The organism is Natrialba swarupiae (assembly GCF_008245225.1).
Taxonomy (GTDB): domain Archaea; phylum Halobacteriota; class Halobacteria; order Halobacteriales; family Natrialbaceae; genus Natrarchaeobius; species Natrarchaeobius swarupiae.
Window position 1 is genome coordinate 172,107 of the sequence record NZ_VTAW01000004.1, and the last position, 21,239, is coordinate 193,345.

Annotated in this window: 24 protein-coding genes; 9 read left to right on the forward strand and 15 right to left on the reverse strand. The window is 64.9% G+C overall.

What is annotated here, in order from left to right:
• The first annotated feature begins 46 nt into the window (after positions 1 to 46).
• The gene (locus FYC77_RS05565) at positions 47 to 1,579 is read left to right on the forward strand and encodes a (R)-citramalate synthase (protein WP_149080511.1); all 1,533 of its coding nucleotides are present in this window, start codon (positions 47 to 49) and stop codon (positions 1,577 to 1,579) included.
• 26 nt (positions 1,580 to 1,605) lie between these two features.
• On the opposite strand, the gene FYC77_RS05570 is transcribed toward FYC77_RS05565, so the two are convergent.
• The 5 genes from FYC77_RS05570 to FYC77_RS05590 all read right to left on the reverse strand — a co-directional run bounded on the left by FYC77_RS05570 (position 1,606) and on the right by FYC77_RS05590 (position 4,400).
• The gene (locus FYC77_RS05570) at positions 1,606 to 2,373 is read right to left on the reverse strand and encodes a DUF5803 family protein (RefSeq protein ID WP_149080512.1); all 768 of its coding nucleotides are present in this window, start codon (positions 2,371 to 2,373) and stop codon (positions 1,606 to 1,608) included.
• 1 nt (position 2,374) lies between these two features.
• Entirely contained in the window at positions 2,375 to 3,067 is a 693-nt protein-coding gene (locus tag FYC77_RS05575) for a DUF2110 family protein (protein ID WP_149080513.1), read from the reverse strand.
• Entirely contained in the window at positions 3,067 to 3,597 is a 531-nt protein-coding gene (gene tfe / locus FYC77_RS05580) for a transcription factor E (protein WP_149080514.1), read from the reverse strand. Before tfe ends, FYC77_RS05575 begins: the two co-directional genes overlap by 1 nt.
• Before the next feature lie 130 nt (positions 3,598 to 3,727).
• Positions 3,728 to 3,982, reverse strand: coding sequence for an amphi-Trp domain-containing protein (locus FYC77_RS05585; RefSeq protein WP_149080515.1), 255 nt, complete (start codon positions 3,980 to 3,982; stop codon positions 3,728 to 3,730).
• A 202-nt stretch (positions 3,983 to 4,184) separates the two neighbouring features.
• Positions 4,185 to 4,400, reverse strand: coding sequence for a hypothetical protein (locus FYC77_RS05590; protein ID WP_149080516.1), 216 nt, complete (start codon positions 4,398 to 4,400; stop codon positions 4,185 to 4,187).
• A 204-nt stretch (positions 4,401 to 4,604) separates the two neighbouring features.
• On the opposite strand from FYC77_RS05590, the gene FYC77_RS05595 reads away from it, so the two are divergent.
• The gene (locus FYC77_RS05595; RefSeq protein WP_149080517.1) at positions 4,605 to 5,309 is read left to right on the forward strand and encodes a hypothetical protein; all 705 of its coding nucleotides are present in this window, start codon (positions 4,605 to 4,607) and stop codon (positions 5,307 to 5,309) included.
• A 127-nt stretch (positions 5,310 to 5,436) separates the two neighbouring features.
• On the opposite strand, the gene FYC77_RS05600 is transcribed toward FYC77_RS05595, so the two are convergent.
• Positions 5,437 to 5,988 carry a tRNA (cytidine(56)-2'-O)-methyltransferase gene (locus tag FYC77_RS05600; RefSeq protein ID WP_149080518.1) on the reverse strand — a complete coding sequence of 184 codons (552 nt, stop codon included), beginning with the start codon at positions 5,986 to 5,988 and terminating at the stop codon, positions 5,437 to 5,439.
• Between the two features lie 168 nt (positions 5,989 to 6,156).
• Between FYC77_RS05600 and FYC77_RS05605 the strand changes: the two genes are divergently transcribed.
• A complete protein-coding gene (locus FYC77_RS05605; protein WP_394349013.1) occupies positions 6,157 to 6,336 on the forward strand; it encodes a hypothetical protein in 180 nt (59 codons plus the stop codon).
• A 61-nt stretch (positions 6,337 to 6,397) separates the two neighbouring features.
• Here FYC77_RS05605 and FYC77_RS05610 read toward each other — a convergent pair whose 3' ends face one another.
• The 7 genes from FYC77_RS05610 to FYC77_RS05640 form a co-directional block, all read right to left on the reverse strand.
• Complete coding sequence (locus FYC77_RS05610; protein WP_149080520.1) at positions 6,398 to 6,859, reverse strand: universal stress protein; 462 nt, start codon at positions 6,857 to 6,859, stop codon at positions 6,398 to 6,400.
• A gap of 2 nt (positions 6,860 to 6,861) precedes the next feature.
• Entirely contained in the window at positions 6,862 to 8,547 is a 1,686-nt protein-coding gene (locus tag FYC77_RS05615) for a solute symporter family protein (RefSeq protein WP_149080521.1), read from the reverse strand.
• On the reverse strand, positions 8,547 to 8,951 hold the full coding sequence (locus FYC77_RS05620; protein WP_149080522.1) for a DUF4212 domain-containing protein: 405 nt from the start codon (positions 8,949 to 8,951) through the stop codon (positions 8,547 to 8,549). Before FYC77_RS05620 ends, FYC77_RS05615 begins: the two co-directional genes overlap by 1 nt.
• Before the next feature lie 72 nt (positions 8,952 to 9,023).
• Positions 9,024 to 11,000 (reverse strand): acetate--CoA ligase, encoded by a 1,977-nt coding sequence (gene acs / locus FYC77_RS05625; RefSeq protein WP_149080523.1) that lies wholly within the window; start codon positions 10,998 to 11,000, stop codon positions 9,024 to 9,026.
• Between the two features lie 216 nt (positions 11,001 to 11,216).
• Complete coding sequence (locus FYC77_RS05630) at positions 11,217 to 13,421, reverse strand: bacterio-opsin activator domain-containing protein (protein WP_149080524.1); 2,205 nt, start codon at positions 13,419 to 13,421, stop codon at positions 11,217 to 11,219.
• Positions 13,422 to 13,589: 168 nt separating this feature from the next.
• On the reverse strand, positions 13,590 to 15,566 hold the full coding sequence (gene acs / locus FYC77_RS05635) for an acetate--CoA ligase (RefSeq protein ID WP_149080525.1): 1,977 nt from the start codon (positions 15,564 to 15,566) through the stop codon (positions 13,590 to 13,592).
• A 104-nt stretch (positions 15,567 to 15,670) separates the two neighbouring features.
• Positions 15,671 to 17,728, reverse strand: a complete 2,058-nt coding sequence (locus FYC77_RS05640; protein WP_149080526.1) for a cation:proton antiporter — start codon at positions 17,726 to 17,728, stop codon at positions 15,671 to 15,673.
• 566 nt (positions 17,729 to 18,294) lie between these two features.
• On the opposite strand from FYC77_RS05640, the gene FYC77_RS20850 reads away from it, so the two are divergent.
• From FYC77_RS20850 to FYC77_RS05660, 5 genes are all read left to right on the forward strand, one after another.
• Positions 18,295 to 18,417 carry a hypothetical protein gene (locus FYC77_RS20850; RefSeq protein WP_274381024.1) on the forward strand — a complete coding sequence of 41 codons (123 nt, stop codon included), beginning with the start codon at positions 18,295 to 18,297 and terminating at the stop codon, positions 18,415 to 18,417.
• 49 nt (positions 18,418 to 18,466) lie between these two features.
• Positions 18,467 to 18,784 carry a hypothetical protein gene (locus FYC77_RS05645; RefSeq protein WP_149080527.1) on the forward strand — a complete coding sequence of 106 codons (318 nt, stop codon included), beginning with the start codon at positions 18,467 to 18,469 and terminating at the stop codon, positions 18,782 to 18,784.
• A gap of 115 nt (positions 18,785 to 18,899) precedes the next feature.
• Positions 18,900 to 19,166 (forward strand): hypothetical protein, encoded by a 267-nt coding sequence (locus FYC77_RS05650; protein ID WP_149080528.1) that lies wholly within the window; start codon positions 18,900 to 18,902, stop codon positions 19,164 to 19,166.
• A 17-nt stretch (positions 19,167 to 19,183) separates the two neighbouring features.
• Positions 19,184 to 19,414, forward strand: a complete 231-nt coding sequence (locus tag FYC77_RS05655) for a methyltransferase domain-containing protein (RefSeq protein ID WP_149080529.1) — start codon at positions 19,184 to 19,186, stop codon at positions 19,412 to 19,414.
• On the forward strand, positions 19,411 to 19,665 hold the full coding sequence (locus tag FYC77_RS05660; protein ID WP_149080530.1) for a methyltransferase domain-containing protein: 255 nt from the start codon (positions 19,411 to 19,413) through the stop codon (positions 19,663 to 19,665). The genes FYC77_RS05655 and FYC77_RS05660 overlap by 4 nt, the downstream gene beginning before the upstream one ends.
• Before the next feature lie 131 nt (positions 19,666 to 19,796).
• Here FYC77_RS05660 and FYC77_RS05665 read toward each other — a convergent pair whose 3' ends face one another.
• A complete protein-coding gene (locus tag FYC77_RS05665; RefSeq protein WP_149080531.1) occupies positions 19,797 to 20,291 on the reverse strand; it encodes a universal stress protein in 495 nt (164 codons plus the stop codon).
• Positions 20,292 to 20,353: 62 nt separating this feature from the next.
• Positions 20,354 to 20,818, reverse strand: a complete 465-nt coding sequence (locus tag FYC77_RS05670; RefSeq protein WP_149080532.1) for a universal stress protein — start codon at positions 20,816 to 20,818, stop codon at positions 20,354 to 20,356.
• Positions 20,819 to 20,908: 90 nt separating this feature from the next.
• On the opposite strand from FYC77_RS05670, the gene FYC77_RS05675 reads away from it, so the two are divergent.
• Positions 20,909 to 21,145: a hypothetical protein gene (locus FYC77_RS05675; protein ID WP_149080533.1), complete on the forward strand. Its 237-nt coding sequence runs from the start codon at positions 20,909 to 20,911 to the stop codon at positions 21,143 to 21,145.
• The last annotated feature ends 94 nt before the right edge of the window (positions 21,146 to 21,239 follow it).

Below are 21,239 nucleotides of genomic sequence, written 5' to 3' on the forward strand. Positions count from 1 at the left end.
GCTGGGCGTGAAATTCCGCGACGACACTGATCGCAGTTCATCACTCTTGCCTGTACAACACTCCGCCGACCAGACGATTCCATCCGACCGTACAGTGCGCCTTCTCGATACGACCCTTCGTGACGGCGAACAAGCCCCGGGCGTCTCGCTGTCGCCCGACGAGAAAGTCGAGATCGCTCGCGCGTTAGAGCGGGCGGGTGTCGCCGTCATCGAAGCCGGAAGCGCCTGTACCGGCGCGGGTGAACGGCAGGCAATCTCGCGGGTGACCGACCTCGACCTCGAGGCGACCGTGACGAGTTTCTGTCGCGGCCTCGAGTCGGACATCGACCTGGCGCTGGACTGCGGCGTCGACGGCGTCCACATCGTGGTGCCGGCGAGTGACCGCCACGTCGAAGGGAAGGTTGGCACGTCCCGCGAGGACAACCTCGAGACGACGGCCGAACTCGTCGAGTACGCCACCGACCACGACCTCTGGGTGGAGGTCATCGGCGAGGACGGCTCCCGGGCCGACCTCGACTACCTCGAGGATCTCATGGGAACCGCCCTCGACGCTGGTGCCGACCGAACCTGTTTTGCCGACACCGTCGGTCACACGGGTCCCGAGCGCACCGCGAAGGCGGTCTCCCGGCTCGCGGAGCTCGGCCCCGTCAGCGCCCACACCCACGACGATCTGGGACTCGGCGTCACGAACGCCATCGCAGCCGTCTCCGCCGGTGCCGACCTCGTTCACTGTACGGTAAACGGGCTCGGCGAACGTGCCGGAAACGTCGCCTTAGAGGAGGTCGCGATCGCGCTCCACCACGTCTACGACGTCGACACCGTCGACCTCGAGGAACTGTACGATCTCGCACAGCTGGTCTCGCGGACGACGGGCGTCCAACTCCCACCGAACAAGGCCGTCATCGGCGAGAACGCCTTCACTCACGAGAGCGGGATCCACACGGACGGGACGCTTAAAGACGACAAGATGTACGAGCCCTACGCACCCGAGACCGTGGGACGCGAACGCCGGCTCGCACTCGGTAAACACACCGGCCGTGCGGGCGTCAAGGCGACGCTCGAAGAACACGGCGTCGACGCCGACGACGACGAGATCGCCGAGATCGCGAAACGCGTGACGGAACTCGGTGACCGCGGCCGTCGGGTGACCGACGCTGACCTGCTGGCGGTGGCGGAGGACGTCACCGGCGACGACCGCGAGCGCGTCGTCGAACTGCTCGACCTCTCTGCGACCAGCGGCGGGGCCGTCCCGACCGCGAGCATCCGGCTGGCCGTCGACGGCGAAGAACGCGTCGCAAGCGGCACCGGCTCCGGACCGGTCGACGCCGCCGTCTCCGCGGTGCGAGAGGCGCTCGGCTCGGCCGCCGACGCCGAACTCGAGTCCTACCACGTCGATGCGGTCACCGGCGGGACGGACGCCGTCGTCACGGTCGAAGTGACGATGGCCAAAGACGATCGCTCGGTCACGGTCGCCCGCAGCGAGGCTGACATCACCCGCGCGAGCGTCGAGGCGATGGTCGACGCTCTCGATAGACTGCTCGCGACGGAGACGGAGCCGCTCGCCCCGGCCGACGACTAGGATCTTTCACAGGTTTTCCCACACGTTCACCGGAGGCCGGGCGGCGGCCCGTCGTCGTCTTCGATATCGATGTCGAGGCCGAGTTCCTCCCGCTGTTCCTCGAGGCGTTTCACCTGGCGGTAGTAGTAGCCGATCCCCGCGCCCCCGAGCAACACCGCGACGGCGACGAGCCCCGCGAACAGTGGGATATCCTGCGTTCGGTAGAACCGGACCGAGACCGTGCTGTCGACGTTTTCCCAGGTTAGCCGTTCCTGGTCGTCGACGATGTCCCGCTCGTATCCGCCGGGGTTGACGTCGCCGAACAGCAGGTTCGAGGTTCGGTACCCCTGCGGAATCGTGACGTCGTACGAGCCGTCGACGTACGCCGGAAGCTGGAACGTCCGTGACCCTGCATCGCCGGAAACCGCGAGCGTCCCGTTCCCGTCCGGGACTCGAACCTCGGTGCTCGAGCGACTCTGATCGACCTCAAGTTCCGAGCCGGTGAGTTCGGTCCCGTTTGGGTACCAGTAGCGAACGCTGTGGATGTCCAGAGCCTCGTCGCGGTAGATGTTCGACCGATGCATCGACAGCTCCTCGGTTTCGTTCAGGTCGTAGACCGCCCGGAACTCGCCGCTTCCGATGATTCCGCCGTCTTCGATGTCGACGGCGACGTCGGCGTCCCGATCGCGGAGGTCGTCGTACTCCTGGTCGCGGTCGAGTTCCTCGTCGGAGATGCCGCCGAAGATCATCGAACAGCCGGCTAAACTGACCAGGAATCCGACCGCGACGACCGCGAGAACGAGCCGTTTGTTCATACTAGGGGACGACACAGCGGAGCTCCGCTGGCAGATATTCGCCGACGCTCGCGAGCAAGCCCGGCGGATCGGTCCCCTCGGTACAGACCACGCTCTGTTCTAAGAGGCCGAGTCGCTCGACGGTGACGTAGTCCTGGGCGTGACCCGCGCGGTTGAGCGTCGCACGCACCTCCGCGCGCGTCGCGCTGTTGACGTTGAGTCGACCGTCGCCGCGGCTCCACTCGTAGAGGCGATCGCGTTCGGCGTCCGCGAGCCGTGACGGCTCGCTCCCGTCGCCGTTCGGGCCGCCGTAGACGAACTGCAACGGGACGTGTTGGACCAGGCCGTACCGGTCGCGGATCTGCTCAGGGGAACCGGGACCGAGCCCCAGTTCGTCCGTCGGGATTCGAACGCCGTCACCCTGACCGGCGTCGAGGACGAACCCGTCGTCGTCCCACGACTCGAGGGTTCCGACGTAAGTCTCGCCGGCCTCGAGATCGGGGACGATCTCGCCGAACTCCTCGCGAAGGACGTTGCGCGCGACGGTGGCGTCGTCGCCCTCGATCGTCACCGACGGAAACTCGTCGTGTCGCACGCCGAGGTCGAACTCGGCGGCCAGGTCGCCGATCTCGTTGTCGACCAGCGACCGAAGCGAATCGAGCGCGCGCTCGCGGGCGTCGCCTTCCACGTACAGCTTCGTTGCGAGTACGACCATTAGGCGTCCGCGCTCTCGTCGATGTTGAGTTCGTCCTCGAGCGCTGCGAGGCGGTCTTCCATCGCGGTGACGAGTCTGTCGTTGTCCATCGATTCGAGCGGCGAGCCACATTCGGGACACTCGAAGCCGAAGTCCATCGCCTCGCCGAACTCGAAGCGGATCGAGCAGATCTCACACAGGTAGAACTCGTGGTTGCGTTCGTACTCCTGACGGTCCTCTAAGGCGTCGTGGAGGCGGTACATCTCCTCTTCTAGGTTCTCCGGGATGTTGTCGTACTCGAACGTCCAGAGGTAGGTGAGCCACCCCGAGTCCTCGTCACGCAGCCGGCGGTAGGTGGCGAGATCGTTCTCGTACAGGATAAACAGCGCCCGGCGTACGTCGTTCAACTCGAGATCCAGCTCCTCGGCGAGTTCCTCGTCGGTCACTTCTCCGTCCGGGGGTGCGGCCGCGACGGGCATCCCCTTTGGACCGACCAGCTCGTGTAAGTACTTCTGGATGACCGGATCCTCGAGCAGGTCCTCAAAAGCCATTACTTACCCGTAGCGCCATATCGCCATTAAGTCTTTTGAGGGACGCCTGGGGCGACTACCGTTCGTCGACCGACGTCGCGTCGCGGCGTGGACCTCCGTCGACGGCTGCGAGGAACCCACTCCCCGCCGATCAGGCCTCGTCTCCGGCGTGTACCTCCCACTCGAGGGAGACGGTGACCTCCTCGCGGTCGCCGCCGAGCATCGGCGAGCGCTCGTCGACTTCGATTCCGTACTCGAGGACGGAACTCGGCGAGAGCGTCAACGTCTTGTTACCGACGCGAACCTCGGCGTGAGTGTCGCCTCGGAGCTCCCGTGCGAGTTCTTGGAGCAAGTCGGCTGCCTCGTCTCGCGAAACGTCCTCGTCGTGGGCGGTGGTCTCGGCCATGGATCGAGCGACACCGAACGCACACAAATAGCTTGGCTGGGAAGCGCCAGGCCCCCGTCAGCCGGTCTGGTGTCCGTCAGTTCCAGCCCACTCGCGACCCCTGGGGCGGTCACGCCGGGGCAGTGGGCCACCGCTCCGTATCGGCCCGCGTCGCCCTCTCGGGTCGGTCGGGACTGCGGTTACGGAACGGATCTTGGTCCCGCTACTCGGTACTGTCTCCGTCCCGGATCGTTCGCCACCCGATGACGAGAAAGACGACCACGAGCGCCAGCGTGAGCCCGGACGTCAGCCCCATCGCGAACGCGGCGGGCAGTGTGTGCCCGGTTACGAGCAGGCCGACGACGTTTACGACGACGAGAATCGCCCCGAGCATGTACCACTCTATCGCCGTTCCCGGCAACGACGCGATCGAACTCATACCTAGAGTGCGGTCCGGATCGATGAAAAAGTACCCCGGTTCGACGACGGTCGATCGAACGGGCTCGGCGGAACCGCCGTCCGGCCAGCAGACCCGGTCACGGCACGACATACCGAGGTGATGAAATGAACGTGGGCGATGCGGTGATGAGATGAACGTGGGCGACCGGTACGCTTACCTGGGAAATTGTCGTACCGCCGACAGATGTCCCGTTCAGTCGCCCGACGGATTCGGGACCGGTTCGACCCTGGACGCGTCGTCGTCGCCGTACTCGTCGTGGCCGCCCTCTCCCTGCCCGGTCTCGAGGTATCCTCGACCGACGTCGTCCGTACGGTCGTGGCTGTCGCCGTCATCGCCCCACTGTTCGGATACCTCGTAGAGCGCTCCGGCGTCGACATCGACCTCGGTCTCCTCGTAATCGCGCTGGGAGTGGTCGTCGGCTGGGGAGGGTACGGCCACCTTCAGGACGGCGTCGGCTGGCTCGGCTGGCTCCTGCTCGCGCTCGGCGGATGGCTCTGTCTCGAGGGACTCGATCGGTTCGTTCGTGACGATAGAACCGACGACGCCGGTGGTGGTCGAATAGACGACGTGAGAGCCACGTCCGACGAGACGGACGACCTCCCGAGAGCCGAACTCGCGAAACTGAACGAGTGCAACTGCCGGCTGGCCGAGACGCCCCGAGACGCCGACCGTCCACTGTCCGCCGACGAGATCCGATCCCGCGCGAACCTCACTCCGGCAGAGTTCGACCGCCTGCGCGAGATCCACGGCGAGTCGGGTCCAATCGACCGCCTGGGGACCGGCTACAGACTCGACGAGCGGGAGATGGGTCTCACGGGCATCCTGCGGACGATCGGACGACGGCTTCTCCGGCCGGTTCGCGTGCTTCGACCGGGGCGGCGAGCCTGATACGGATTGCTGTAACTGTGTACCGCCGCGCCCGGGACCCGTTCTCCGGGAGCGGCGGTACTGACTTACAGTAAACCGTATGACGCGAAGACAGCCTGACACACCGGCGTGGGGGTGACTCGAGGCGTTACCGATCGTCGTCGACGGGTTCGACGCGTTTGCCCGTCTCCATCGGAATTACCTGGTGTTCGGCGTCGGCCCACTCGCGCTCGAGTTCACGGCCCTCGAACAGTCGGTCGAGGAAGACGGCGAGACCGGCGACTTCGGAGTGGGGCTGGTTCGTGACGCCGACGTTCCAGTCGGCGGCCTCGTAGACGTCGAAGGAGACCTTCTCGGAGCCGACGACGAGCAACAGCGGCGCGCCCTCGTCCTGGTGGACGGTTCGGATCTCCTCCTCGACGTCCTGGACCTGCTCGCCGTACATCGTCAGGTGGACGACCCGACCGTCCCACTCCCGGATGATGGCGTTCGGGGAGTCCGTGAGTTCGACGGTGAACGGCCCGCCGAAGCGGTCGGTGATGTCCGCGACCGTCTCGAGGGACTGGCCGGCGTTGTCGGGGAAGTAGACGCGATCCGCACCGAGGGCGCGGGCGGTCAACCCGACGTGGGTCGTCATCCGTTCGTCCCGTCCGGGGCGGTGACCCAGTCGGAGGACGGCGACCTCGGGTTCCTCGTGCATACCAGGACCCAGACGGGGGCGAGGTTAGGGGGTTTCGTTTTCCCGACAGGCTTTTTCGCGACCCCGCCGAATCGATCGGTCGATGACCGAATCCGAGCGAACGGGTGGAGGACGGCCGTGACGACGGTTCGCGACTGGCTCGAGGAGGCCAGAGCCCAGCGGTGGGGGATGTTCGTCGACCTCGTGTTCGCCGTCGGCTGGGTGACGATGGTTCATCTGCTCTTCGCGGTGCTCGAGGGACCCGACTGGGCCTACTACATGTTCATGCTCGCGGGGATCGTCGCCTACTTCGGCTTCGTCACGAGCCTCGAGCACGCGACGGGCGAACGCGACCGACCGGAGAACTAAGTTTGCGTTCGCTTCTCGAGGCCGAACGCACAACCGTATCCGTTCTCCTCGAGGGAGTCGATCAGCCGTCCTGGCGGACGTCGACGACGAGTACCGGAACGTCAGTCGTCCTGAGCGTTCGTTCGGCGACGCTACCGAGGAGGGCGCGTCGAACGCCGCCGCGGCCCGCAGAGCCCATGACGATCAGATCGACGGCGTGATCGTCTGCGTACGTCGATATTCGCTTGTGGGGGTTGCCGGCGACGATGGCCTCGGTGACGTTCAGGTCGTGTTCGGCCGCCGCCTGGCTGACCTCAGAGACGGCCTCGGTCGCCCGTTCGCGGAGCTCCGGGAGGTCGTCCAGATCACCCTGTCGCAGACGATCGACCTGTTCGGTGCCGATGGCGACGTCCATGGCGCTGATATCGACGACGTACAGCGCGTGTACGTCGGCGTCGTAGGTCGCCGCGAGGTCGATCGCGTGCTCGATCGCGTTCTCCGCCACTGTGCTTCCGTCCGTCGGAACGAGGATCGTATGGTACATGGTTACTCATCCGTGGTGCCGCCGTCGGTGGCGACGTCTTCCGCTGTTTCCATCTGTTGCATCGGCTCGGGGCTGTGACACTGCCGAACGAGACGTTTGACGTCCCGTGGTGGGTCGTCGGTGAGGATCGAGACGACGATGATGACGGCGAAGACGATCGGGACGCCGACCAACGCCGACGACGTTCCCGGAACCCAGGTCGCAAGCGCCGGGATCATCGCCTCGTCGACGCCGGTGTACATCGGAACGACGGTATCGTTGACGATCGCGCCGAAGGAGACGAGCATCCCGACGAGCATCCCCGTGATTGCGCCTTCTCTCGTCGTATTCTCCCACCAGAGACCGAGGAAGAACACCGGGAAGAAGATGGTGCCGGCGATCGCGAACGCCATCGCGACGAGTTCGCCGATGAGCGCTGGCGGATTGAGTCCGATGAGGGTTACGAGCGCGCCGATCCCGAGGATCGTCGTTCGACCGACGATCAGCTGCTCGCGCTGGGTCGCGTTCTCCCTGTAGAGGTTCGTGTAGATGTCGTGTGCCGCCGCCGAAGAGGCCGTGATGAACAGCCCAGAGGTCGTCGCGAGCGCCGCTGCGACGGCACCCGCTGCGACCAGTCCGACGAGCCACTCCGGCAGTCCGGCGAGCTGGGTGGTCAACACGACGAGCGCGTCGGCTTCCTCCCCGGACATCCCGGTGAATCCGCCGCCGTCCGTGACCTCGCGGTCGTAGAGCAATCCGCCGAAGGCGGCGTACGTCGCCGTCCCCCAGTAGAGCAGGCAGATGAAAAACAGCCCCCAGACGGTCGACCAGCGGGCGGTCCGTTCGTTGTCGACGGTGTAGAACCGAACGAGGACGTGCGGGAGTCCGCAGGTACCGACGATCAGGCTAAAGGCCAGCGCGATCCAGCCGTAGTAGCCGACGTTCGCGAACGGCTCGACGAACTGCGCCTCGAGGCTCGCCGCCTCTGCGACCTGCGGGCCGGCCTCGAGGTACGGTAACGCGATCGACCACCCCTCCGCCCAGCCCGTGGCGTAGAGTCCGAGCGTGAACGCGATGATGAGGATGACGTACTGGATGGCCATGTTCTTCGTCGTTCCGAGCATGCCCGAGAGTGCGACGTAGCCGATCGTGACGGCCATGAGTAGAATGACGCCCACCTCGTAGGAGACGCCGAAGATGTACTGAGCCATCAGCCCCATACCGCTTGCCTGACCGATCGCGTACGTAAAGGCGATCGCGAGCGTCGTGAACGCGGCGATGCCGCGGGCCCAGTCCGAGTAAAACCGATCGCCGACGAAGTCGGGGGCGGTGTACTTGCCAAAGCGGCGAAACTGCGCGGCCATGAAGATGAGCAGGATGAAGTAGCCGGTCGTCCAGCCGACGACGTACGCGAGCCCGAAGTAGCCCAGCGTCGCGACCAGCGCGGCGACGCCGAGATACGACGCGGCGCTCATCCAGTTCGCGCCGATCGCCATCCCGTTCTCGATGCTTCCGATCGACCGTCCCGCGACCCACAGTTCGTCGACCGCTGCGACCCGGAAGAAGTAGCCGACGCCGAGAAACACCGCCAGCATGACGACGACCATCAGCGCCGGAACGAGCTTGAACTCGCCCACGTCGAGTGCCGTCTCCTGGAGAACGACCGGCTCGAGTATTCCCGGGAGCGCCCCGGCTATCGTCCCGAGCATCAGTCGTCACCCCCGTCGGTCGCGACGGCTCCGCTCGAGTCGGTATCCGCCTCGTGGCTGATGCCGTACTTGGTATCGAGTCTGTCACGCTGGGTCGCGTAGGCGACGGACAGCAACAGCGCACCGAGCGGTGTGACGATCGCCGCCAGGAAGAAATGAAGCGGAAACCCTCCGAGCACGGTCGTCTCGACCATGAAATCGCTCGCAAATAGGATCGCCGTCGTTGGTCCGAAGACGACGACCACCCACGCGAAAAACGAGAGCCAGATTACCCGCAAGTGATCCCGCATGAACGGGGTGGCCGGTTTGAATATATTTATTTCCTCGTCGAGGTACGCTTCCGTCGTTGCGCCGCCATCGGTTTCGACGGCGTCCGTCGAATCGTGGTTGTTATCATCTACCATTATTTAAACAGTCATTTGACATGTTTTGTTCGATATCCGGTCTTCCGCTGTTAGACGAGGAAGAAGCCGGGGTCAGTTGCTCTCGGCCTGTTCCGCGATGTCGTCGACGACGTCGGGGTTTCGCAGGGTCGAGGTGTTTCCGAGTTCGTTGCCACTCGCGATGTCCTCTAACAGTCGGCGCATGATCTTGCCCGAGCGCGTCTTCGGCAACTCCGGCGTGAAGATCACTTCCTCGGGTTTAGCGATCGGGCCGATCGAGTCGACGACCCCCTGGATCGCGCGCTCCGCTAACTCGTCACCGGCGTCGTAGCCGTCTTCCGGGATTGCATAGACGTAGACGGCCTCGCCTTTGATCTCGTGGTCGCCGCCGACGACGGCGGCTTCGGCGATACCTTCGACGCCGACGACCGCCGACTCGATCTCCATCGTTCCCAGCCGGTGGCCGGAGACGTTGACCACGTCGTCGACGCGCCCGAGGATGGTGATATAGCCGTCGTCGTCGATCTTTGCGCCGTCCTCGGGGAAGTATGTCCACTCGTCAGCGTCCTCATCGGAGTACTCCTGCCAGTACTCCGTGATGAACCGGTCGTCGTTCTGGTACAGCGTCCGAAGCATCCCTGGCCACGGTTTGTCGACCATTACGTAGCCTGCCTGGCCAGCGTCGACTTCCTCGCCGTTCGCGTCGACCACCTTGGCACCGATGCCTGGCAACGGTGGCCCGGCGGATCCGGGTTTCATCGTGTTGATTCCCGGAAGCGTGGTGATCATCATCCCGCCCGTCTCGGTCTGCCACCAGGTGTCGACGACCGGACAGTCCTCGTTGCCGATGTGCTGGTAGTACCACTTCCAGGCGCGTGGGTTGATCGGTTCGCCGACGGTCCCGAGCAGCCGAAGCGAAGACAGGTCGTACCGTTCGGGATACTGCTTGCCCCACTTCATGAACGCCCGGATCGCCGTCGGCGCGGTGTAGAAGATGTCGACCCGGTTCTTCTCGACGATCTCCCACAGTCGGTCTTTTTCGGGGTAGTCGGGGGTCCCTTCGTACATCACCGTCGTCGTCCCGAGCGCGAGCGGCCCGTAGACGATGTAGGAGTGACCCGTGATCCAGCCGATGTCCGCCGAACACCAGTAGGTGTCTTCGGGTTTGACATCGAGAACCGCCTGACTCGTCCAGGCGGTGTACGCGAGATAGCCGCCGGTCGTATGCTTGACGCCTTTCGGCTGGCCCGTCGTTCCCGACGTGTACATCAGAAACAGCATGTCCTCCGCGTCGCGTGAGACCGGCTCGACCGACGCACCCGCGTGTTCGTCGACCAGGTCGTCGTAGTCGTGCTGGTTCGCCGACAGCGAGTGATCGAGTGCGTCTCCCAGACGATCGACGACCACGACGTCCGATACCTCGTGGTCGACGTCCTCGAGGCCCTCGTTGGTCTTCGAAATGTGATCGAGCGCGTCGCCGCGGCGGTAGTAGCCGTCGCACGTGACCAGATACTCGCTGTCGGCCGAGTTCATCCGCGTCGCGAGCGCGTCCGCGGAGAAGCCCGCGAAGACGACGCTGTGTGGCGCGCCGATCCGGGCGCAAGCGAGCATCGCGATCGGCAACTCGGGAACCATCGGCATGTAGAGGGTGACGACGTCATCTTCCTCGACGCCGAGGTCTCGAAGCGTCGCCGCGAACGCCTCGACCTCGTTCAACAGGTCGCCGTAGGTGTAGGTGCGCGTCTCGCCCAGTTCGCCCTCCCACTTGATCGCCGCCCGATTCTTCGCGCCCTCCTCGACGTGGCGGTCGAGACAGTTGTACGAAGCGTTGAGCTCCCCACCCGTAAACCACTCGTAGAACGGCGCATCGCCGTCCTCGAGGACGGTGTCGTACTCGCTGTCCCAGGAGAGCAGATCCGCCGCCCGTTCCCAGCACTCGGGCCAGTTCTCTTCGAATTCCTCGTATACCCCCGGATCCGAAACGTTCGCCTGCTCGACGAACGATTCGGGCGGCTCGAATTGCTCTTGTTCTTCGAGTCTCGCCTCGAGGCTGGCATCCTCCTGTGTCATGTTCCGTTCACTCAATGCACAACCGTGATAGTAAAACTGACCTCTAGTTGTACAAAATCGATCGCGCTGCCGGGCCAGGCGGGACACCGTTCGCCGACCATACTCGCCGCAGAATCGCCGGCTATCGCTCGAGACGTTTTCTATCGCGAGATACCACGGGTACAGTCGGTGACGAACGGTCATCGAACTCTAGACGGTTAGTTCCGCAACGGGCCGTCACGACTGGTCGGTCTCGGTCGCTGCGGGATCGTCAAAGAACGTTCGCAGCAGTTCGTGTTGGCCCTTCCGCAGGTGGCTGTGCAACGTCGGCGACGTGATCCCCATCGCATCCGCCACCTCCTCGGCCGTGCTCTCGCGGGGCCAATCGTAGTAGCCGCCGAAGTACGCTGCCCGGAGTGCGGCCTCCTGTCTGTCCGTAAGTCGATCTGCGATCCCCTCTCTGTACTCGCGTGCCGTCCGAACGGCTCGCTCCGTCTCGCGTTTACCGATCAAACTCGAGTCCGGGTAGACGGCCCGGAGGCCGTCGACGATCGTTCGAATGTCGGCGTCGACGCCACACTCGGCGGTGATCGTCGCGACCCCGTCGTCGAAGACAGCATCCGTGACCGTCGCACCGTACCCAGTTAGCGTCAGCGCCGGCGATCGACCGTCGAGAACGAACTCCACGCGGGAACGCCCTTCGCCGGCGTCGATCAGCCGGAACTCCTCGACGCTTGCGTTTTCGACCGCGAGATCGAACGCCTCGCCGGGGGACGCCCCCTCGAGTTGGAGGTAGTAGAGCTGTGTCGACTCGGAGACCGGAACGAGTGAATCGAGTTCGAACCGACACCCCAGTCGGCGCGACGCGTCGACGAAAAACGAACCCGCGTCGCGACAGGCCAGTTCGAGTTCGACGACGCGATCCGAGAGCATGTGCGTTCGCCGCCGAATCGCGCCGATCGCCGCGCCGATCTGACGACCGACCGTCTCGAGCCACCGGCGTTCGTCCCCGTCGAACGCGCCGGTGCGATCGGTGCCGACTGTCAGCGTTCCGTACGTCGTCTCGCCCGTCGACAGCGCGACTCGCGCGAGCGAACCGTCGAACTCCTCGCCCTCGAGCGTATCCGAGACGCCGTTTACGATCGCTATCCGCCGTTCGGGCTCGCTAACCTCGTTCGCCCCGTCGCCTCGCCACTCCTCCGGGATGATCCGGTCGGCCGACGCGGGCGGAATTCCACTCGAGGCGCGCCACTCTCGGCGGCCGTCCGTCAGCGTCGACCGGTCGATCCAGGCGAACGAGTACGCGTCACCGGCTGCGAGAGCGGTACAGACGTTGGTCTCGAGTTCCTCGTGATTCGCCGAGTCGAGCAGTGCCTGGGTGATCTCGCGGTGACAACGGGCGATTGCCGTTCGGCGCTCGAGTTCCTCGCGTTCCGTCCTGAGTTCCTCGAGGCGGTCGTGGGTCCGCGAGACGTCTCGAACGAAGACGGCGAACCCGCTGTGACGGCCACGTTCGCCCCGGAGAGGGACGACGACTTCCGTCGCCCGAAACCGGGAGCCGTCCTCGTGGACGCGCCAGCCGTCGACCTCGTGGCCGGACTCCGCGATGGCCGACGAGAGGACGCGGTCGGGAACGCCGTCGTCGACGGCGTCGTCGGTGTAAAACGTCGAGACGTGCGTGCCGACGATCTCGCCGGCACGGTAGCCAAACAGCGCGGCCGCGCTGCGGTTCCAGCGATCGACGTACCCCTCGGCGTCGAGACGGACGAGCGCGTACCGATCGCTCGCGGCGAGCAACAGGCGGACGACGCTGTCGTCGCTGACCACCGAACCGGGCCGCCCAACGTTCTCCCCGGAGCGTGCGGGCGACGGACGTTCGACGGCCTCGAAGGCATCGACGAGTTCTGAATCGGTTGGCTCGCGAAGGTAGGACTCGAGTGCCTCGAAGCTCCGCCAGCCGCCGGCGGCTTTCACCGCCCGCGGGTTGACGTCGTGGTCGACGAGCGCACGTCGAGCGAAGAATCGCCTGAGATCGTTCGTCGAGACGTCGGCGAGGGCGGGTTCGTCGTGGATCTCACTCGCCCGATCTGTGACGTCGGAGACGAGCATCTGGAGGCGACGCGGCGTCACGGAGAAGATCCGGTCGTCGGCGGTGAGTCCGTTGCTGCGGGCGTACCGCCGAATCTCTCGTTCGACGTGAGTCGGAAGGTAGGCCGTGCGTCGCTCGCGGTCGTCGTCGCCAGGAACTCGAACGAGATACCGCGGCGGATCGATCCGGACCTGTTCGACGTCGTCGACCGTCAGCCGGACGAGTTCCGCCGGCCCCAACCCGACTTCGCCACAGAGGCGAACCACGAGCGCCTCGCGGTACGTCTCGGCACCGTCGAGCAGCGTTTCGTACGCCCGACTCGAGAGCGGCGACTGGTCGGACCTTACGCCCATCTTTCGGTTATTCAAGAGTTGCGAACATAATTGTATCGGTAGTCGGGGGAGCACCGTGGAAGATCGTCGCCTTTCGGCCGTTTGTTATCCGAAGACTCACACTATACCCGGAAATGAACCGAACTCCCTCGAAAATCTGTTTCGGTTTTCTATATCGTGCGAAATCAGCTATCCGCCGTCGCGATCGGTGAGAATCTCACCCACGATCTCGGGGTTTCGAAGCGCGCTCGTGTCGCCCAGTTCCTCGTCGTTCGCGATGTCCTCGAGGAGTCGGCGCATGATCTTGCCCGAGCGCGTCTTCGGCAGCTCCGGCGTGAACACGATCTCGTGAGGTTTTGCGATCGGCCCGATCGCCGACTCGACGCTCTCGAGGATCAGTCGGCGCAACTCGGCGTTCGCCTCCGACCGGCCGCCGGTGCTGACGTAGGCGTAGATCTTCGTGTCGCCGCTGTCACTCGAGCGACCGACCACTGCGGATTCGGCCACGCCGTCGACGTCCGTGATCGCGCTCTCGATCTCCATCGTGCTGAGTCGCCCCCCACCGGCGTTGATGACGTCGTCGACCCGTCCGAGGATGGTGACGTAGCCGTCCTCGTCGACCGTCGCCGTGTCACCGCTCGCGTAGCGCCACTCGTTGGCGTCCGGATCGGAAAACTGCGCCCAGTACTCCTCGACGAACCGGTCGTCGCTGTCGTACAGCGTTCGGAGCATCCCCGGCCAGGGCCGCGTGAGCGTGAGATACCCCGTCTCGCCGGGATCGACCGACACCCCGTTCTCGTCGACCACCGCCACGCCGATTCCGGGCAGCGCGGGACCCGCTGCGCCGGGTTTCATCTCATCGACTCCGGGGAGCGTCGAGATCGTCACCGCGCCCGTCTCGGTCTGCCACCAGGTGTCGACGACCGGACACTCCTCGCCGCCGACGTGCGTGTAGTACCAGTTCCACGGACGCGGCCCGATCGGTTCGCCGACCGTCCCGAGCAGGCGAAGCGAGGAGAGATCGTGACGGTCGGGGTACTTCTCCCCCCACTTCATGAACGAGCGAATCGCCGTCGGCGCCGTATAGAAGACGTCGACTGCGTTCCGATCGACGATCTCCCAGAGCCTGTCTCGGTCGGGGTAGTCGGGAGTCCCCTCGTACATCACCGTCGTCGTCCCCAGCGCGAGCGGGCCGTAGACGATGTAGGAGTGGCCCGTGATCCAGCCGATGTCGGCCGCACACCAGTAGGTGTCCTCGGGTTCGACGTCGAGGACCGCCCTGGTGGTCCAGGCGACGTGTGCGAGGTAGCCTCCCGTGGAGTGAACGACGCCCTTCGGATCGCCGGTCGTCCCCGAGGTGTACATCAGAAACAGCATGTCCTCCGACTCACGTGCGACCGGGTCGACGGTCTCGCCCGAGAACTCCTCGCGGAGGTCGTCGTAGTCCCACTCGTCCTCGCCGAGAACGTGGGGGAGTTGCGCCCCGAGACGGTCGACGACGACGGTCCGAACGTCGGCCTCGAGCGAGAGTTTGGCGTTTTCGGCCCTGCTCTTCTGGTTGAACGCGTCGCCACGCCGATAGTAGCCGTCGCAGGTGACGAGGATCTCGCTTCCCGCAGCGTCCATCCGGGTCGCGAGCGCATCCGCCGAGAGACCGGCGAAGACGACGTTGTGAGGCGCACCGATCCGGGCACAGGCGAGCATCGCGATCGGCAACTCGGGGATCATCGGCAGGTAGACCGTGACGACGTCACCGGCCTCGACGCCCAGCTCGCGCAGGGCCGCGGCGAACTCGTTGACCGCGACGTACAGGTCGCGATAGGTGTATGTCTCGCGCTCGCCGTGTTTCCCCTCCCAGCGAATCGCGACGTGATTCTTCCGTCCCGACTCGAGGTGGCGGTCGACGCAGTTTTCCGAGGCGTTCAGCGTCCCACCGGTGAACCAGCGATAGAAGGGAGCGTCCTCGTCCTCGAGGACGGTGTCGTACTCCTCGCGCCACGAGAGGCGGTCGGCGGCACGTTCCCAACACGCCGGCCAACTGTCCTCGAACTCGTCGTAGATCGCCGGATCGGAAACGTTCGCCTGTTCGACGAACTGCTCCGGTGGGCTGCGAGACGTATCGGCGGGGATCGGTCGATCCGTCTCCCGCTCGTTCCGATCGACCATATCTCGTTCCGACCGAAGTCGGTCAGCGGAATAAACGTTCCTGCACCGGTGAATCGGATGCCGACTCGCCAGCGGAGGGAGATCTCCGGTCGAGCGACTCCGAATCAGTCGAATCGGAGGAACTGTCGGTCGTCGTCGCGATCTCTGACCGCCGGATAGACGACGAGGAGGTTCCCGTCGACCCGCTCGGAGAGGCGCCTCGGCAGCGCCTCGAGTTCCGGGTCCCACCCCATCGTCCCCCGCCGCGCCGACAGCGTCACGAAGAGGCTGGTCTCGTCGACGTCGTCTCGAAGCCGATCGAGCGCCTGGGTCCAGTCCGCGTCGCGCTCGAACGAGACGGGGACGTCGGGCTCGAGGAGTTCGACGAGGCGCTCGAACTGGGCCGGGTCGTCGCCGACGACGACGATCCGAATCGGTGCGCCGAGTTGCGTCGCGATCCTGTCGATCGTCCGGAGAGTGCCGTAAAATCCCGCGTTTCGTTCGATTCCCCTCGGGAGCGCGAGGACGATTTCGCTCGTCGCGTTGAGCGGCTGTCGAACGTGTGAGATCATTACGAGCTGTCGACTCCGCCGAACGACGCGGTCGATCACGGTACCGAACGTTCCGCCGGTTCGAGAGGGGCGGCCATCCCAGCCGACGATCAACGTCGTGATCCGGTTCTCGATGGCCGTTCGGACGATCCCCGATGCGACGTCGCGCTCGACGCTCGTTCGGGCCTCGACGGGAACCTCGGAGCCGGCACCGTAGGTTTCGGCGTCCGCGAGCACGGCTTCGACATCGGCGACCTCGGTCTCGATTGCAGTCGGATCGACGTCGGCGGCGGACCGAACGACCGTAACCGTGTACAGCGGCTGTTCGTGCTCGGGTTCGCGGACGATCACGGCGAGATCGAGTAGCCGGTCCCGGTACTGTGGGTCCCGGGAGAACGAAACCATGATGCGTTCGGGCGCGAGCGACCGCCGACTGTCCAGCCGACCGGTGGCGCGAACGAGCCGTCGCCCGAATCGGTCGACCACCGCTGGACTCAGGACGCTGACGACCAGTATCATCACGACCACGGCGTTCAACATGGCGTCGCCGAACAGCCCCACGTCGAACCCGATGAGGACGATCGCCAGTGCCGCCGCGGCCTGGCCCACCGAGAGCCCGAACATCGTCATCGTCTCCGCGTGGGAGTAGCCGTACAGCCTCGCCGTCAGCCGAGCCGCGAGATACTTCGTCGCCACGACGAGGCCGAGAAACGCGGCCGCGAGCGTCACGGTCTCGAGGCCCGCAACGAGAACGCGGACGTCGACGAGCATCCCGACCGACAGCAAAAAGAAGGGAATAAACAGCGCGTTTCCGACGAACTCGATGCGGTTCATCAGCGTGCCGCGTTCGGGGATCAGTCTGTTCAGCGCGAGTCCGGCGAGAAAGGCACCGACGATCGGTTCGACCTGGGCGAGCTCTGCCAGGTAGGCACAGCCGAACAGGATCGTCATCACGAACAGGAACTCGAAGTAACTCTCCCGGCGGACGGATCGGAAGAACCAGCGGCCGATCCGCGGGACGAGCACCCAGACGCCGACGAAGAATATCACCAGGCCGGCGGAGAGCTCGAGCCAGAACAGCGGTCCCAGATCGCCGACCTCGGCGGCGACGACGACCGCGAGGACGAGTAACGCCAGCGTGTCCGTCACGATCGTCCCGCCGATCGTCACCGTCACGCTCTCCGCTTTCGCGATCCCGAGCTGGGTGACGATCGGGTACGCGAGCAACGTATGGGAGGCGAAGATCGCGGCGAACAGCGCGGCCGCTCCGAGCGAGAGATCGAGGAGTGCGTAGCCGACGACCGTCCCGATCACCTGCGGAACGGCAAACGAAAGGAGCCCGAAGACGAGGCTCCGGTCGCGGTACTCGACGAACTGCGTGAGGTTGATCTCGAGGGCGGCGACGAACATCAGGTAGACGAGCCCCACCTCGCCGAGCAAGACGATCGTCTCGCCCCGGTCGAGTACCGACAGGCCGTTCGGACCGATCGCCGCGCCGACGAGGATGATGCCGACGATCCCAGGCAGCCGATACCGCTGGAGGACGAGCGGTGCCGTGAGAAAGACGAACGTCGCGATCCCGAAGACGAGGATCGGATCGTCGACGGGGAGCGTCGGCGCGGCTACTGTCATCGCCGATCGCGTGAGGGGGCGTTCGAGTTGTGCGAAGAGACGGCGGGCAGGTACATAAGGGGTGTCAGCGATGGGAGTATGGAAATGGTCGAGCTAGTGGGAGTTGGTGAACTCAATGCTTGACCAGCTAGTCAAACAAGCACGCGAGCAAAGAGTGTTTTCACGCGAGGACACACCGACGAACAGCGGGTTGAAGCGGCGTTTCTGTACCATCTGGGGCTTTCGTACCGCCTGGGTGGGGGAGTGGCTTGGCCACTCCCACTAGGCGGTCCACGAGTGGTATACCGCGTTGGCTGACCTGTTCGAGCCGGAACCTGGCGAGCACGGTACAGTGGTCGTCGACGAGACAAAAGTCGTCGTCGATCGCGGTCCCTGGGACAACTGGGGCCTCGACGATCTCGATTTGCCGTGTGAGTCACGCCGAGAAACGTGGGGTGATCGTTCGACCGTGAAATCGTGGTTCAGCCCGTTCAAACTCCGAATACGGCGGTTTTTCGATCGGTTTCCGTATCGAAGTTCGTGGCAGTCAGTTGACTGCTGGACGAAAGCATTCGCCTTCATTCACAATGCGAGGTGCTAACGCTGACACCCTTGAGTACGCCGACAGCGACGTCTACATCGCCGTTCTCACCTCCGACGACGCTCGGGAATTGACCGTAGAGGACCCCGATCCCGTCGATTACGAATAGTGGGGAATTCCCCAATGAGTTTATGCGGCAGTCTGGGGAACGATAGGGTATGGCACCCAACCCAGCCGACGACGAGATCGAGACCGGCACCAAGACAGACAGCGACGTCCCGACGACGGCCGACGTCTACGCCTACGCGGACGACGGCCAGCACGCGACTGTCTGGGCTATCAACCGAATCGACGATCAGACCGTCGACGTCCTCACGTACCGCTGTGGGGACGGACTCATCGAACAGGACGGACAGGTTGAGGAGCACCACGTCGAGCCCGACACGACAACCCAGCAGTTCGCCCTCGAGGTCGCCGAGACTGATCCAGAGAAGGCATTGCGACTCGCTCGAGCGTACCACAAGCGCGGATACTGACGACGCGGCGCGGTCGGCCCCGATCAGCGCGGCTCCCGGTTCGACTCCGGTCCGGGACTCTATGGCAACCCCTTACCAGTTCGGAAGTGATGAACCGGCTACTGACCGCGAAGTCATGCACGAGCTCGCCGACGTCGAGCGCAACCTCCGCCGATCGAGCACCGAGGGCGTCGAGGTCTCTGCGAGCCCTGACGGGCGCGGAGGCGTTCGGATCTATTTCGACACCTGGGCGCCGAACGAGGCCCACCGTGGCCGTCTCACGGCGAGCGTGACGACCGCAGTCGTCGAGTCCGACGGCTGGGAACTCGTCACGATCCACGACCCGCTCGAGCGCACCAGCGACGACACGCGACTCGTCCAGAGCGCCATCACCGTCCGCTGAGACACGGAGGCCGACCGATGGGCCGAGGCGAGCAAGAGGTCACGCTCCCGATCCCCGACGGCGTCGAGTACGACGTCGACAACCTCGAGGCCGCGATCGACGAACTCGCCCGCGTGCTCCGCCCCGGCGGTCGGGCGGTGGTCTATCACACCGACTGGGACTCGCTCGTGTGGCGATCGACGAACCGGTCGCGGGCAAATCGGGTCCTCGAGGCGGTTTCCAACCACTGTCCACGTCCGCACCTTTGATCGGAACTCGCCGAGCCGCTTCGCGAGGGCGGCCTGGCGTCGAACCGACCTGCCTCCTCGACACCCGCCTCGAGGAGGGAACGTTCGCGTACCACCTGATGGTGGGCGTCGCGAACTACGTCGTGGACCGCGACGTCGTCGGCCCTGAAACGGCCGAGGCGTGGACCGAGGATCTCCGGGCGCTCGAGGCGACCGGCGGGACGTTCTTCTCGCTGACGCAGTATGGCTCCCTCGCTCGAAAGCCTGAGTGAGACACCGGCGTCACACGACGACGATCCGAACGCGAGGTCCGCCCCGCGTCAGACGGGCTGTTGTAACCGCTTACCGCCGTACCCGGAGGACAGGTCCCTGGTACGGTAGTACTGACGTACGACAGCCCGTATCACTCCGTCGTCGAGTCGACGTCTGTGAGTTCCTCCTGGTCGACGGATCCGCCAGGCTGGCGGACGACGTAGACGTCGTAGCGGTGATCGCTCGCGACCGGCTTTCCGACGCTCGATTGCGGTGCGATGACTGATCCCGCGTTCTCCGAACCGACGAAGACGACGCTGGCTTCGATCTCGCTCGCAACGCGGCGGATCTCGCGGACGACTTCGGTCGTCGACGTCGCGGTCGGCTCGTCGGGATCGACCAGCTCGGTCCGGAACGTCGCGTCCGGTGCAACGTCGGTGGCGCGCGACCGGAGTCCTGTTTCGATCGTCTTCGGATCGAACGGTTCGCCGCGGGTGATCCACCCTCGACCGCGAGCGTACTCCGGATCGTCGGGGATAACCGTCAGGACCACGACCTGTTCGTCGAGACAGTCACCGAACGTCACTGCTCGTTCGAGCGCCGTCGTCGAAAGCGGCGAGGCGTCGAACGGAACGAGTAGCGTCATACCCCTGACTCACATGACAGGGGGAGGTAAATGTTCGGTCGGAGGGACGGCCCGGACGACGATTACCGAAACGGCTCGTCCTCCGTAGCCGACTGAGACGACTCGTCGCTTACGACCAACACTGGTCGGTCTGCGAGCCTGACGACCCCGTCGACGGTGCTACCGAGCAGGACACCCTTAAGCGACGACCGCCCGCGAGCGCCGACGACGATCACGCCGACATCGTGGTCGGCGGCGACGGCAAGGATCTGCTCGTGTGGGACGCCCGACCGGATCACGGTCTCGACCGACAGGCCCGCATCGGTAGCTGCGGCCTCGAGACTCGAGAGCGCATCCTCTGCCCGTTCGCGTTGCCGGCGTTCGACCTCCTCCGGATCGACGATCGCGTTGTCGTACTCGGTTCGCGTCTCGAGGACGGCGACGCCGTACAGCGGAACGTCGAACCGGCCGGCGAGTTCGACCGCGTGATCAGTCGCGTCGGCCGCACCGTCGCTTCCGTCGGTCGCGACGAGGATCGAGTCGTACATACGAGGCACATACAAGGGGGAGCGGAAAGGACCTATCGACGGCCGACCGAAACCTCATAGGACTTTATCCCCTCGACCCAACGACCGACCATGCCCGAGGAAGTGCCGGTGAACCGAACGGACATCGTGATCCTGACCGCTGTCTCGGTACTGGGCGGCGTCGTACTCGCGTCGCTGTTGATGACGCCCGAACTCACCCCCCGGTTCGTAAACGCCGCTATGATCTCGGCGGTGCTTCTCGCGTTCTTCCTGTTTATTCCCGTCATGGGCGTACGGATGTTCGTCGACGACCGGCGTGTGAAAGACGAGGAGGATAGCAGCCACTGAGACGGATTGCTGTAATAGAGCGTGTCATAGAATCGATCACAGGGTTTTGAGCTTCGTACGTCCGGGATTGTGTCCTCTTTCGTAGTTGGTGACT

What these genes read in the sequence shown, in the direction of transcription:
- FYC77_RS05600 (WP_149080518.1), bottom strand. Translation starts at nt 5,988, where the DNA reads ATGCACGAGGAACCCGAGGTCGCCGTCCTCCGACTGGGTCACCGCCCC.
- FYC77_RS05590 (WP_149080516.1), bottom strand. Translation starts at nt 4,400, where the DNA reads ATGAGTTCGATCGCGTCGTTGCCGGGAACGGCGATAGAGTGGTACATG.
- FYC77_RS05575 (WP_149080513.1), bottom strand. Translation starts at nt 3,067, where the DNA reads ATGGTCGTACTCGCAACGAAGCTGTACGTGGAAGGCGACGCCCGCGAG.
- FYC77_RS05645 (WP_149080527.1), top strand. Translation starts at nt 18,467, where the DNA reads ATGGCACCCAACCCAGCCGACGACGAGATCGAGACCGGCACCAAGACA.
- acs (WP_149080525.1), bottom strand. Translation starts at nt 15,566, where the DNA reads ATGGTCGATCGGAACGAGCGGGAGACGGATCGACCGATCCCCGCCGAT.
- FYC77_RS05670 (WP_149080532.1), bottom strand. Translation starts at nt 20,818, where the DNA reads ATGTACGACTCGATCCTCGTCGCGACCGACGGAAGCGACGGTGCGGCC.
- FYC77_RS05615 (WP_149080521.1), bottom strand. Translation starts at nt 8,547, where the DNA reads ATGCTCGGGACGATAGCCGGGGCGCTCCCGGGAATACTCGAGCCGGTC.
- FYC77_RS05655 (WP_149080529.1), top strand. Translation starts at nt 19,184, where the DNA reads ATGGGCCGAGGCGAGCAAGAGGTCACGCTCCCGATCCCCGACGGCGTC.
- FYC77_RS05585 (WP_149080515.1), bottom strand. Translation starts at nt 3,982, where the DNA reads ATGGCCGAGACCACCGCCCACGACGAGGACGTTTCGCGAGACGAGGCA.
- tfe (WP_149080514.1), bottom strand. Translation starts at nt 3,597, where the DNA reads ATGGCTTTTGAGGACCTGCTCGAGGATCCGGTCATCCAGAAGTACTTA.
- FYC77_RS05620 (WP_149080522.1), bottom strand. Translation starts at nt 8,951, where the DNA reads ATGGTAGATGATAACAACCACGATTCGACGGACGCCGTCGAAACCGAT.
- FYC77_RS05595 (WP_149080517.1), top strand. Translation starts at nt 4,605, where the DNA reads ATGTCCCGTTCAGTCGCCCGACGGATTCGGGACCGGTTCGACCCTGGA.
- FYC77_RS05650 (WP_149080528.1), top strand. Translation starts at nt 18,900, where the DNA reads ATGCACGAGCTCGCCGACGTCGAGCGCAACCTCCGCCGATCGAGCACC.
- FYC77_RS05605 (WP_394349013.1), top strand. Translation starts at nt 6,157, where the DNA reads ATGTTCGTCGACCTCGTGTTCGCCGTCGGCTGGGTGACGATGGTTCAT.
- FYC77_RS05630 (WP_149080524.1), bottom strand. Translation starts at nt 13,421, where the DNA reads ATGGGCGTAAGGTCCGACCAGTCGCCGCTCTCGAGTCGGGCGTACGAA.
- FYC77_RS05610 (WP_149080520.1), bottom strand. Translation starts at nt 6,859, where the DNA reads ATGTACCATACGATCCTCGTTCCGACGGACGGAAGCACAGTGGCGGAG.
- FYC77_RS20850 (WP_274381024.1), top strand. Translation starts at nt 18,295, where the DNA reads ATGCGAGGTGCTAACGCTGACACCCTTGAGTACGCCGACAGCGACGTC.
- FYC77_RS05570 (WP_149080512.1), bottom strand. Translation starts at nt 2,373, where the DNA reads ATGAACAAACGGCTCGTTCTCGCGGTCGTCGCGGTCGGATTCCTGGTC.
- FYC77_RS05675 (WP_149080533.1), top strand. Translation starts at nt 20,909, where the DNA reads ATGCCCGAGGAAGTGCCGGTGAACCGAACGGACATCGTGATCCTGACC.
- FYC77_RS05665 (WP_149080531.1), bottom strand. Translation starts at nt 20,291, where the DNA reads ATGACGCTACTCGTTCCGTTCGACGCCTCGCCGCTTTCGACGACGGCG.
- FYC77_RS05640 (WP_149080526.1), bottom strand. Translation starts at nt 17,728, where the DNA reads ATGACAGTAGCCGCGCCGACGCTCCCCGTCGACGATCCGATCCTCGTC.
- acs (WP_149080523.1), bottom strand. Translation starts at nt 11,000, where the DNA reads ATGACACAGGAGGATGCCAGCCTCGAGGCGAGACTCGAAGAACAAGAG.